The organism is Legionella maioricensis, from assembly GCF_023618015.1.
In the GTDB taxonomy this organism is placed as follows: domain Bacteria; phylum Pseudomonadota; class Gammaproteobacteria; order Legionellales; family Legionellaceae; genus Legionella; species Legionella maioricensis.
This window is the reverse complement of the sequence record NZ_JAJKBJ010000044.1, coordinates 1-12,629: the sequence shown is the minus strand read 5'-3', so window position 1 is coordinate 12,629 and position 12,629 is coordinate 1. Positions and strand designations below refer to the sequence as shown.

The window sequence follows — 12,629 nt, the reverse complement described above, 5'->3', positions numbered from 1 at the left end:
AGCCAGAAAGTTAGAAAAAGTCATATCGACGCAATGTAGACAGATTATGGGTCTTTCCCAATTACGGGGGCACTCCTCATCTAACAACACAACACCCTGACACGAGTTCTATATCCAAAGCGCCTACAGGTCGGCTATCGCTCGAGTTTATCTTTGATAAATCTTTTAATGCGCAGTTTGAATAAACACCAGCAACACTGATGAACAGAACATGTTTGATGGTTTTTGACACTTTTATACAACTGTTCAAATTGACTATAGAATTTTTGATCAGCTTTAGAGTTACGACGGTGTTTTATATATGGGTGGAAAATCTCATAAAAGTAAACTATAGAATTACCAAGTAATTCATTCAGTTCGGGTATAGTTACTGCCTTTTGAACGTACAAATACCCAATTGTTTCGAGGAAATCCAAAAAATTTAATAAATATATATATTCCTCTTTGCTATTTACATCCCTGCTTATGACTATAATTTTCTTCCCTAGTTCATGCTTAAGTGCGTCAATCTCAATTTCTTTATTTTCCTGCTGTATAGCTAAATAATGCTCATGAATTATCTCTCTAGCTTTTATTATTTCATGACTGCAAAATCTTTCATCGATCTTCAAGAGATAATTGGTCCTAGATTGTTTCAATGCTTCTTTTGATTTTGTATAAGCTATTAAGACAATAATGAATGTAATGGCCAAACTGATTATATAATAAAGAAAGTTATGCTCCGATGGCTTATCGCCACTAGGAAAAATAAAAAATTGAAACGATGGCAAAAACCAAAAAAGCAATGATAATAAAATTGAAATTAACAAAAAATAGATAAATCCTTTTAACATTTCACCACTCACCAATCATGGGCGTCTTTTAATTATAGTACACTAGCTTATTTTGCTTATGACTCTGAAATACAAACCATTCATATTGCCAGCTTCGCCTTAATGCTGCCAATATAGTATGGCTACTGGCTACAAGAGTCTTTTGTGATTAGTCTATTTGAATAAATACAACAAATGTGACCGCTCTACAATTAATACCATTACAATTTTCTGTCTCTTCCCCAAATCTGGGGCACTTCACTCATCCACAAAGCACACTACTCTTAATCTATAATTTTCAAAATTTCTAAATCCATAAAGCCCTGCGTTGAATCAACTTCATCTTTCGATGAAATTTTTCCATTATTCCATTGTTCTTCGTAAACCGAAGCATTCTAACGACTTTTTAGTGAATAAAATGTATGCAAACTCGATTGGTCCCTATCACCCTGTTTATTGTATAGCCAGGTATATTTCTTTTCTCAGCAAGCCCGTATTAGACGAAGTCGTAATACGTGTTTCTCTCTGTTTTGATAAATTAAAAATTGGGGTGTAACTGAGCTATCCACGTATTACGACTTCGTCTAATACGGGCTATAAAAATTAGTTTTGGCCACTAGGAAGCCCCTTTTATCACCAGCAGAGTTTAAAAAGCATCTATAATTTAAAAACACCTAGCTCATAAGAGATCTTATGTTAAAAAACTTAAAAGGATATGAGAATGTAGAAGGATCTCAACTTGCTTGGAGATATATAAATCCTCAAAAATTTGAATCTTTATTAAAAAATAAGTCTCTATATTTTGCAAGTGCTCGACAACTTGGAGAGAAGCATGAAGGTTCTATAACCGATGCTGAGATAAAAGCAAAGTTTGACATAGATTTCTCTAAGGTGCCCCAAAATGAATTTAATATATTAAAAAAATTTTATAAACATTATAAGTTTGGAGGAAGTTCAACGTGGGAACCACTATTAGATTTTACAAAAATCAATTGTTGGCATTTAAATGAGTTCGAATCATCCGCAATGTGGCAGCTTTATGCCAACAATAAAGGTATTGCTATTCAGACCAATGTTAATAATCTCTGTAATTCATTATCGGAATACAAAATAAGACCAGAATATGGGAGTGAAAATATTTATATAGGAACAGTTAAATATATTAATTTTTCAACTGCCAATAGAGGAGGGATAGAATTAGATTTTCAAAGATTTATGTTTAAAAGAAATGTCTTTTCAAGCGAAAATGAACTTAGATTACTTATTTATCTAGGTACGGCAGTAGAATTTGGTGTAAACATTCCAATGGATGGAATATTTGTTCCAGTAGACTTAGAACAACTTATCTCAAAAATCTATCTCTCACCTTATTTAAACGAAGAGACAAAGAAAAGAATAATAAACATGCAAAAAAAATATGGGTTTCAATTTGAAATAGTAGATTCTGAATTAGGAAATGAGCCCGTTTATTAACGAGATAAAACATATTTTATATATCATTGATCAAATTATTTCCAAAAATCATCTTCTTTCCAATTAACAGGCAAACCCATATCACTCACAGAAATTTCATTAAATGTCCCAAATAAAGAAAACAATTGGTCTCGCCATGTATTTTTGAAGTTAATGCGCTTCATCATGTAGGGTTTCCCATATTGCAGCAAGTAGCCCGTTTGCTTGCAAACGGGGATACCAACCTAAGATTTCTAAACAAATTAAGATATTTTTGGCAGACCTAAAAAAATACACGGGACAAAAGGGACACATGGGTCAGCCGCTCTAGGACTGGGTTATTGCCGTCCCCACCTCAAATTACCTACGTGGGACATAGGGGACATTTTTAGATTTAATTGTTAGCATCAACGATTATGACACAAAACTTTTTCTTTCTGTTTGTTATAGATATTTTGTATCTTTTGATAAAGCTCTGGGTGTTGGTTTTTGACTTGATTGGCAACGGTCTTATTAGTTAATAATTGCTGTGACAAAGTTGTAATTTGTTTATCAGCTTTTTCAGCAAAGTAACCAGTCATTCGTTGCCGCTTCTTGATAAGGATTTCAAGATTACCAATTTGAGGGAAGTTCTTCTTCAGAATTTCAAAGGATTGCTCTGATATTTTGTAATCTTTACTCTCAAGCACTTTTGTATCAATTTTAAATGCTTCCTTTTTAGCATAAATTCTATCCTGTCCGATATCTTTCAACTTATTCTGATAACTAGCATTCAAAAAATAGGCCTCATAATTAACGATAAAGTTATAAGCCTGCTTTATCTTATGTCCCATTCCGACAATATGATTCACTGCTCTGCTAATCAATGAATCAGAATTAAAACCTGCTCGGGTAGCAAAGTCCAGTGGCCAATCAATAACGTTATCTTTAGTACAGCTACGAGATAATGTTTGTTTTAATGCCTGCTCTGTTGGGTGATTTTCTTTGTCTGTATAGATATGCAGTGTTTCTTTATGACGGGTCATTGCAACAAAACTTAGATTTCTATCCCAGTATTTGCTATCGATTAGAGCGTGAACTTTTTTTGCGGTCATTCCTTGTGATTTATGAACAGTCAGCGCATAGGCATAATCTAACGCCTTATATTCTTTGGGAATAGTAAGTAATTCGCCACTATCCAATTGAACCCTGATTTGCTGAGTATTTAGTTCTTTAACGGTTGCTGTATCTCCATTACGAACCCCTAGAGCTTTGTTGTTTTCTCTGAACAACAGTCGCTCACCGGTTGATATCTTGAGGTTCCGCTCTAATCCCTGATAGACGATGTTTTCTTCACCAAGTTTATTCTCAGCAATTAATACTTCACGAGCCTGATCATTGAGATGATTAACCGTTTTTCGAGTATAGGACAACATAATGGTGTCGGCCATACTCGTTGTTTCAATATCTTGTTTCCAGTTTGTAACTATTTGTTCTATAGCTTGCAGCTTAGTATCAACAATTGTTATCGCGCCCTTATCTTGATAATGTTGAATGGCTTTGTCTATATAGCCTTTAGCTAAATTTAGGCTGGCTTGCCTATCGCCCAAATCTTGTTGCCGTTTAATATTTTCAAGCTCAATATAACCCGTGCGAGCAGCAATACCCCTGAATATCTCGCCTTTTTGAATGGGTTTTAATTGATCGGGATCACCAATTAACACCACTTTGCTACCAGCCTTGTGTGCTACTTTAATCAAGTACGCCATACTCGCAAAATCAACCATCCCGGCTTCATCGATAATTAGGACATGCTTATCACTTAGTTGCATCATATTATTTGCTAATCGATAAGATAACGATTTAATAGTAGAAGATGTAATGCCTGTTTCAGCTTGCAAAGCTTTAGCAACTTTACCTGATAAAGCAGCACCAATGATCTCCATTCCTGCTTGGGTATAATACTCATTTACAGGCTTTAACAAATAGCTTTTACCCGTTCCTGGACGGCCAATCACCACCGAAATATCGGAGCTTTGAGCAATATAACGAAAGGCCTCTTGTTGTTCTTCACTTAATCGATAGTGTTGGGTAAGCCTATCAATGGATTGATGGACTACATGTTTCTGAGAAACCATCATCGCTTCAATATCATTTAATAACTGAGCTTCCTGCATGAAATGGGCGCGTGTAGTAAAGCTTGGCTGCCCTCGAGTGTTATCTCCCAGAGCCACCACTTCATGATGCCCCAATACCCTTTCAACAAACTGCAAATACTCTTGAGGGCTATCTGATGCTTGAAATGTTTTAAATAATAAACGTTCAACATCCCTGCGAGTAAACACACTGTATTGAGTAGATAAATGGTCAATCACCAAATCAATATTATCTCGTGTGAGCTCCATTCGCGCCTGTTGAATCAATTGGTTTTCTTCAAGCAGGTAATGGGCATTAAGATTGTGATGTTTACCGCAATGACGTTCAGCAATCAGATGGTTTGCATCCACCTGTAAATCAAGATTGTTCTCAATAAAAAATTCGTTCTGCATCTCCCGCCATTGTTCACCCCAATAATCCTGTTCCACCACAAACCCTTTGGCAAAAACTGGATTTAAATCGCGAGCCTTGTATTTGGAAAATCGATTATTCTCCAATCTTCGAGTTGGCACCAGAATATGTGCGTGGGGATTGCCATCACCATGATCATGAATCGCGATATCGGCTGGTAAACTTTTCTCCACAAAATGCGTTTGAGCAAACCGTTTTGCCAATTCAATCTGCTGAACTAAATTTAATTCACGAGGCAACGCCAAAACAAAATCCTTACACAATTGAGAGTTAGATCGATTTTCAGCCCGCTCTACTTCATTCCATAAATAATCACGCTCCAGAAATGAGTCAGTGGCACCATCAGGCAAAAGAATTTCAGAAAAAACGACATCATCTCGCTTTGAAAAATCATAGGTACGACCAATGCGATCATCATAAAGTTGAGCACCCGAACGATAAGCAGCCGCAGCTACAGCACTATGACCTTTTGAACGAGAGTGAATAGAAACTTGTGCAAAAGCAATCGCCACGGAATCCCCAAACATAACGAATCCATCGGTTGCTTTTTAAAATGAAAAAACCTTTGTCCATTAAAGATTTTTAAGTGTTTGAATCACGATACTAGCAAACAAACGAAAGTTTGTATATTGCGCACTTGCGTTTCGCTTCGTGACTGTGCAATTCGCTGCGCTCACTTTTATTAGCGCTGAACTATTGCTTTTAGAGATCTGGCACTGTACGCTGAATCTGTTAACTCATTTGCGGAGAGATGATTATGTCTACGAAGACAGTATCGCAAATGGAAGCAGTACTCTTGGATAGAATCGAAAAAGCTAAAATCAAGTTGGATAAATTACAACAGAAGCATAAACTTGAAATTGGCCATCTTGCCTACAAACACGGCCTTCATCAATTTGATAGTAAGAGCTTAGACGCAGCATTTTTAAAACTTGCTGGAGAGTTATGTCATGGCAACGCTTAGACAGATTGAAAAGGAAAAGCAGATGATTGTTCGTTGTGAACAATCAATGGCTTTGGAACAACTCAAAAAACGCAGAGCAGATACCCGTCATAAAATTGAATTAGGGGGCTTGGTAATCAAGTCCACTCTTAATACTTATAACAAATCAATAATCCTCGGAGCGCTTAAACACGCCCATCAATTGCTCGAAAAGGATGAACAGTATTTAAAAATTTTCGAATCGATCGGGGATTATCATTTCTTAAAAAAATAAGATCTTTTTTAATTTTGAATCATCTATTATAAGCTTATATAAAATCGCCTTGTCGAAATTGTTAATTCAATTGAGCGCGCTCTGTTGTAGAAATATTTCCATCTAGCGAAAAAAAATGGTACTTAAAACAAATAATGTATTTATTGATACCCAATCATTTGTAATGGCTGAATTGAACTTCAATTCACGACAATTCAGTCACTTCGCTAGTTTATGCAATGAAGCTAAATTGACCCATGTCACAACCACAATCATTGTGCGAGAGATTTGAAATGTATTTACCAATCAGTCACTGAGAAGGAAGCGTTACTTGGGTAATCCCACACAAAATAAAGTTAAACTATTATTTTTGCTTTTAGTATTGATGTATTAGTTATCGTAGCGAAGTTTAATAGCTGAGTAAACTCAGAGAGCTCCATATATCTTCCTACCTGTAAATTCATTAAACCAATTAGTTTCTTTTGTAAATCAATAGATAAGCCTTCATACCATTCGGGAGAAATGGCTATGCTATCATTATTAAAAAAGAAATATGTGAGTAAAAAATTAATTTTCTTATCTTCGGGTAGATTATATATTGATTCCATAAAAACTTTGTATGTGCCTTTGAAAGCCTTTACAGTTGCTATTAGTATATATGATTTGTCCTGCAGAGATATGAGATTATAGACAAATCCTAGTTGTTTTTCGTTTAACCCTTGAATTTTTTTTCCAGTCGCATCCCGAATAGGGAAAATAACACCTGTTGCAGATATGGGAATCTTTGAGGTTTCCATTAAGATGTATTTAATACCCGAGCGATTGTACTTCTTTAATTGGGTATATATAAACTTTAAATCTCTAATCTCACTTCTTAAAGACTTAAAGTTTTCTATAAAATATGAAGATGAAGAAAAAGTAGTTTTTTCAATTTTTTTAAAATAACCTCTCTTAACTTTTTTATAAATGTCTAATAAACAAAGCTTCTGAAAGTACTCCCGACAAACTGCTCTGAATGTTAAGGCATATATCTGATTATATTGGCCAACAAAATCAAAATTTTCAAAAGATTCAAAAAGATTCTTATCATGCTTCTTACAAAATCCATTAATATGACAAGCTTGTGATAGGCCCTTTAGTTTAAACTCATACAGACCCGATTGATGGTAAGAAGAACCAACGGGCGTATATACGTGACTATCCCGCGCTATATTAATTAAATATTTTTTACTAATTATATGAGATTGAATTATTTCTCCTGAACAAGACGATTTGTTATATGCCATACAAAATTTAGGATCACGAAAATACTTTTTTGTTAAATAATCAGTGTCACAAAGTAATCGTGTTACATCTTTCTCATTCAATTCATTTTGATCCATCAAACTTTCCTTAGTTAAAAACTAACACGACTATATAAGTTTCCAATGAGTAAAACACATATGGCTATAAATGGACTACTTCATTTATTAAGTATAGATTTCTATAGCCTCTTTGCCCTGAGTTATTTCAATTTAATAAACATCATGCCATTCTAAACATTAGATAGATTATGCCATTGAGTAATATAATGATTTGAATATCCTTCAATTGCAGCTACCTGATTTGCCCATTGATGCTCCCACTGACTCGGAGGATATGTTTTGTTCCAAACCTTAAATAATTGCTTTTGAGATGCACTTAAAGAAATACCGTAATGTTCAGCCATAAATAAGTAGGCGCGTGCCACCACACCTTTTGCCGTATCAGGGGGCTCTGCGCGTCGCAGTGTAGTATCAATCTTCATAGCGCATCCCAAATAGTCTGTCTGCCCTGATACGAGGTTAAAACGGTAGTTAGAGCGTGCTTGATTTACCACACCTATTTCAGGCCACAGATTATAAAGCTCCGCTTCTATATGCCGAAATCTCTCATCTATTTTTTCACAGCAGCGACGCCCCTTATAAAGCTTGCCGTGACTGTCCTCACATAACGCTGTACGCCAGCATTCGAATTTCTGCCCAAAATGTTCGGCCGCCATAATGTGCTCCCATTCAATACGATGAGCTCTTTTCTTTGGCTCTGCTTGTTGCATGCCGCAACTTGCTAGATTGACCACCTTTTCTTTATAAGAACAACCACAATAAATAGTTTGAGGATGGGCTCGAAACAATTGAGCTGCAATTTTTTTAGATTGAGAAAATGAGTTTGGAAAATCAGCACAAACACTGCCACTTAATAAAAAAAAGAATGCAAACAAATAACGCATGAAGAAATTCCAAATATAAAAGCGCCCAATTATAGATGAGAATGACAGGAAACAAATAAAAAGCAGAATAATGGCCCAACTAAGAAAGTAAAATCAGTTAACAGATTTTAGATGGCCAGAGTCATCTAGCCAAAAATGGTTACATTAAATAATAAGCAATACCTATCAAAACTGCATGTTTGAAGGGTAAATGAGAAAGAACTCCTGCCTCTAACTACGAATTAATAGGGACTGCGAATTCATAGACTTATGAGTATGGTTTTATATATAATGATTATAATGCTGTATTTGCTCTTACTGTATTTGATGAAGCTTAAACATGGGACCTATTACTCTTTTTGATAAATCTTTTATTCAATCCCTTTCTATTGACTCCTCTATTTGGTTTGATCAGTTTTTCACTCCAAATGTTTGCCCCGTATTTTATGCAGAAACATTAGCGAACCTTGATAAGAAATGGGTTGATGAGCGTGCACCAAAACACGAAACAGGGATGCTCGCGGCTAAATTTCCGGATATGAATGGTTTACCTTGCCTTCATCATATGGATCTACTAATTAACAATTTACTTGGCTCCTCAGTGCCCATGACAGGCCAAATTCCATATCGAGGACAAGTAGCAAGAGTTTTAAATACAACCAGCATGGTAATTGATAAACTACCTGAAGCGGAAGATTTCCTTAGGTGGTCTTGTGAGAATTTTACTCAAAATGAACATGCGATTGCCGTAGAATGGCGTAACGACATTTCTACCCTTGATTTAGATACAATAACTAACGCTTTTAAATCAAGCATCAATCAAAAAATTTGCCCTTCACTGCAAGAAGCAAAAAGTATTGCTGAAAGTTTAGTTAATCGCTCTAATAAATCAGCCGAGGATATACAAAATGAGTTAAGCTTTTTGGGTGTCCGACCGGAGTTTCACAATGAAATTCTTAAGCGATGGACTCTACAAGGTTCACCACCACTTTCATCTTTCGCACCTTATGCAGCATATATGCTTACGTTGGAAACTTTTTTTTATATCGCCCGAGCAGCAGGATTAATTCCTCTTTCAACTTCCAGTTGGATGGATTTAAATTATTTATACTATTTACCATTTTGTATGATTTTTGTATCATCCGATAAATTACATAAACGCTGTGCTCCATTATTTATGCGAAAAGATCAGCATTTTGTTTGGGGAGAGGAACTAAAAAAGGATCTGGCATCATTAGATGCTCATTATCATAGCTTACCTGATGAGATCAAAAAGAAGGGAATATCTTTTTTTGCAAATAAACCTCCCAAAAAACCTACCTTTTTAGTAACTGAACTATGGGATAAGTTCTTTCCAGGATGGCAATTAAGTCAAAATAAAACAAAGCTTAGTGAGAAAGAACGTGCTTCTATTCTAGAAGAAGTAAACAATTTGTTTAATCTTAACGAATCTAAACAAGGTACAGCAGATATATACATAAATGATACTGATTCTCTATTAATAAAAAGAAAGATGAGAAAACAAAAAGGCTCATGGGTTCTGCTCAACGAAGGAGTTCTGGACAAAACTTAGATAGCGTAATGCAGTAAAAGATTCTTTCATAATAAATTTTCATTACAGAAAAAATTATTTATTATCTATTTTTTATCCTTTGTATTTAGTTGTACAATGCACGTAGTTAAATATTGTAACTATTATGCTTTTGATTCCTTTATATAAATACCTAAATACTAGAGGTGCTTTAGAAACCTTAAGGAATATTTGAAAACTTGGCTTCGAACCAAGGTGTCGGAGACTGGAAACCATTTAAACACATTAATAAATGTAAGTTTAATCAGCCCAATTGATCTTATTCACTGCTTTAATTTTATGCTCAGGTGCTAGATGTGCATATCTCAAAGTCATTTTTATGTCCGAATGGCCTAATAGCTCTCTCACAGTGTTTAAATCAATACCCGCCATAACAAGTTTGCTAGCGAAATGATGCCGTAAATCATGCCATCGAAATCCGGTTATTTGTGCCTTTTTTAAAACTGTTGTCCAAGAACGTTTAATATTATTGAAAGGTTTATTGTCTTTACTTGGAAACACTAATCCTTTTTTTAAACTACTTTTATCAAAGAGCTGCCTAATTATTTTGTACGTTTCATCATTCAGAGGAATATAGCGGGAACTATTATTCTTTGTTATTTCTCCAGAGATAATTATAGAGCGTTCTTGTAAGTCAATCATTTCCCACGTTAAATGAAATAGCTCTCCTTGCCTCAGCCCAGTATTAATTGAAATCAAAATCATTGGTGTTAGATAGTCGCAATGATCATTTTCTTCATACTCCGGCAGCAACTCATATCCACGTGCTTGCCTCCATTCATTACCTCTTTTTCGATCTCGCGTTAATTGCTCTTCTCGCTCAACTAAAGCTCGTCGTAAATTTCTTTCCTCATCAAAAGATAAATAACGGACTTTGGGTGCTCTATCAATTTTAGAAAGTTTCAAATTTTTTAAGTAGTTCTCTTTAATAAATCGCCATTCTACCGCTTTAGTAAATAAGGATTTTAATGTACCAATATCTCGATTAAGTGTTGCATGAGAAATACCGTCATTTAACCGTTTGATGCGCCATTGCTCTATAATCGAAGGTGTTATTTCTTCCAAAGACTTGGAAAATAATTTATCAAAACAGCGTGTAATTGTAGCAAGCGTTTTATCCCCTCTTTTATGATGAGTTAAAACCCAAGGTTTATATTCATTTTCAAAGAACTCCCCTAGCGTTTTAGGCTTATTGCTTCCTCTCTTGGTTTTTGGATCAATCCCTTTATTAAAGTCATTTAAGATTTCGACTGCTTTTTCGCGAGCTTGAGCCGGAGTAATCACTCCCACAGTACCAATATTTATCTTGCCACCTCGTTTATACTGACAGACATATCGCATTGTTCCAGAGGGAAAGACTCTAAGAATAAATCCTTTTAAATCGGTATCATGTACTTCATATTCTTTATCTTGAGGAACTAATTTTTTTACTAAGGTATTATTAATTTTGGCTTTCATTATCTAGCCCCAATTCAAACATAATTTTTTCTTCTAATTGATCTGCATCTGGTAAAGCGTCTCTCAACTGTTTAGGTATATCACGTGTTAATTGATACCCTGCTACCCCAACAGGTTTATCAATACCTCGTAATGCATACTCCACATCAAACTTGCTATGATCACCACATAGAATAATACCAATAGATGGATTTTCATGAGGTTCTTTGACAAAATCATCTAACAAATTTAAATAGAAATTCATTTTACCAGCATATTCTGGCTTAAATTTTGATCGTTTTAGCTCTAAAGCAACAAGTGCTTGCAGTTTGCGGTGATAGAAAAGTAAGTCAATAAAGTATTCTGAATCTGGGGTGACAATACGGTATTGATTACCAATAAAGCTAAAACCATAGCCAAGTTCTAAAATAACATCCTTGATCTTCTCTACCATCCTGCGTTCAATTTCAGCTTCAACAACCGGTTCAGTAATACCAAGCATGTCGAACATATACACATCTTTCATTGATTGTTGAGCTTGAGCTGCTAAATCTTGAGGTAATGTGCTTTTAAAGTTATGGTTTTTCTCTGATAAACAATGTCGCTGATAAGCTTGTGAGTTAATTTGTTCTCTTAATGTTTCCCTACTCCAAGATTGTTCTTTCGCGGCAGATAAATAATATAATTTTTCATTATCATCCTTTATCTTGCTTAAAATAAGTAAATTCTGACTCCAAGGAATTTCTCCAACAAGCTGTTGGAGATTTGGCTTATCTTTATATTCAAGGTAAAACTGTCGCATATACCATAAGTTTTGTGGAGAGAAACCAAACTTAGCATCAGAATAATGCTTTTTTAAATCCAAAGAAAATTTTTCTACGAATGATTTTCCCCAACCATAGGTATTTTGTTGAGTCACTATATGCTCTCCAAGCCACCAATAAAGCATTATCAGCTCCCTATTGACCGAATGAGCTGCTTTAATACGAGATTGAGTGATCTGTTGCATAGCCTGAACTAAAAAGCTCTGGTACTCTGGTAAATCTTGGAGTGATAGTTCGTTCATAACTGCTCTCTATCCATAAGTTATTATTGTGTTCTTCGATTTAAAAAATCATAGAAGCAGTATATACTTTTTCAATCAGGGTGCATATAGGGTGCAAATTAATTGCGTTCGGTTGTGTAACAATGTATTTCCATGCAACCAAAAACCAATTTAACCCTTTATTTATAATGAATAAATTTAGATGGAGATACATAGAGATACACCAAGACATTTATCAAATCCCCCTCCTAAGGGGCAGGTCACAGGTTCGAATCCTGTTCGGGACGCCAATTAAATCAATAGGTTATGGATAACAATTTAG

The 12,629-nt window shown here is 35.1% G+C and carries 11 protein-coding genes and 1 pseudogene; 4 read left to right on the top strand and 8 right to left on the bottom strand.

Features of this window, described 5'->3' with window-relative positions; all coding sequences use genetic code 11:
* Positions 1-134: 134 nt before the first annotated feature.
* Positions 135-833, bottom strand: a complete 699-nt coding sequence (locus tag LOX96_RS17195; protein ID WP_250424708.1) for a DUF4760 domain-containing protein — start codon at positions 831-833, stop codon at positions 135-137.
* A 241-nt stretch (positions 834-1,074) separates the two neighbouring features.
* Positions 1,075-1,218 (bottom strand): annotated as a pseudogene (locus tag LOX96_RS17190) (transposase); the annotation flags it as partial.
* A gap of 287 nt (positions 1,219-1,505) precedes the next feature.
* On the opposite strand from LOX96_RS17190, the gene LOX96_RS17185 reads away from it, so the two are divergent.
* Complete coding sequence (locus LOX96_RS17185) at positions 1,506-2,285, top strand: DUF2971 domain-containing protein (protein ID WP_250424707.1); 780 nt, start codon at positions 1,506-1,508, stop codon at positions 2,283-2,285.
* Between the two features lie 35 nt (positions 2,286-2,320).
* Here LOX96_RS17185 and LOX96_RS17600 read toward each other — a convergent pair whose 3' ends face one another.
* Positions 2,321-2,452 carry a hypothetical protein gene (locus LOX96_RS17600; RefSeq protein ID WP_284498405.1) on the bottom strand — a complete coding sequence of 44 codons (132 nt, stop codon included), beginning with the start codon at positions 2,450-2,452 and terminating at the stop codon, positions 2,321-2,323.
* Between the two features lie 219 nt (positions 2,453-2,671).
* Complete coding sequence (traA, locus tag LOX96_RS17180; protein ID WP_250424706.1) at positions 2,672-5,338, bottom strand: Ti-type conjugative transfer relaxase TraA; 2,667 nt, start codon at positions 5,336-5,338, stop codon at positions 2,672-2,674.
* Positions 5,339-5,568: 230 nt separating this feature from the next.
* On the opposite strand from traA, the gene LOX96_RS17175 reads away from it, so the two are divergent.
* On the top strand, positions 5,569-5,775 hold the full coding sequence (locus tag LOX96_RS17175) for a hypothetical protein (protein ID WP_250424705.1): 207 nt from the start codon (positions 5,569-5,571) through the stop codon (positions 5,773-5,775).
* Positions 5,762-6,028 (top strand): conjugal transfer protein TraD, encoded by a 267-nt coding sequence (locus LOX96_RS17170; protein WP_250424704.1) that lies wholly within the window; start codon positions 5,762-5,764, stop codon positions 6,026-6,028. Before LOX96_RS17175 ends, LOX96_RS17170 begins: the two co-directional genes overlap by 14 nt.
* A gap of 335 nt (positions 6,029-6,363) precedes the next feature.
* Here the strand turns inward: LOX96_RS17170 and LOX96_RS17165 are convergent, their stop codons facing one another.
* Both LOX96_RS17165 and LOX96_RS17160 read right to left on the bottom strand, forming a co-directional pair.
* Positions 6,364-7,389, bottom strand: coding sequence for a hypothetical protein (locus LOX96_RS17165; protein ID WP_250424703.1), 1,026 nt, complete (start codon positions 7,387-7,389; stop codon positions 6,364-6,366).
* Positions 7,390-7,541: 152 nt separating this feature from the next.
* The gene (locus tag LOX96_RS17160; RefSeq protein WP_250424702.1) at positions 7,542-8,255 is read right to left on the bottom strand and encodes an endonuclease; all 714 of its coding nucleotides are present in this window, start codon (positions 8,253-8,255) and stop codon (positions 7,542-7,544) included.
* 586 nt (positions 8,256-8,841) lie between these two features.
* Between LOX96_RS17160 and LOX96_RS17155 the strand changes: the two genes are divergently transcribed.
* Positions 8,842-9,807, top strand: a complete 966-nt coding sequence (locus tag LOX96_RS17155; protein WP_250456447.1) for a hypothetical protein — start codon at positions 8,842-8,844, stop codon at positions 9,805-9,807.
* Positions 9,808-10,065: 258 nt separating this feature from the next.
* Here the strand turns inward: LOX96_RS17155 and LOX96_RS17150 are convergent, their stop codons facing one another.
* Both LOX96_RS17150 and LOX96_RS17145 read right to left on the bottom strand, forming a co-directional pair.
* The gene (locus LOX96_RS17150) at positions 10,066-11,283 is read right to left on the bottom strand and encodes a site-specific integrase (RefSeq protein WP_250424700.1); all 1,218 of its coding nucleotides are present in this window, start codon (positions 11,281-11,283) and stop codon (positions 10,066-10,068) included.
* Positions 11,267-12,328, bottom strand: a complete 1,062-nt coding sequence (locus LOX96_RS17145) for a PDDEXK nuclease domain-containing protein (protein WP_250424699.1) — start codon at positions 12,326-12,328, stop codon at positions 11,267-11,269. Before LOX96_RS17145 ends, LOX96_RS17150 begins: the two co-directional genes overlap by 17 nt.
* Positions 12,329-12,629 lie beyond the last annotated feature (301 nt).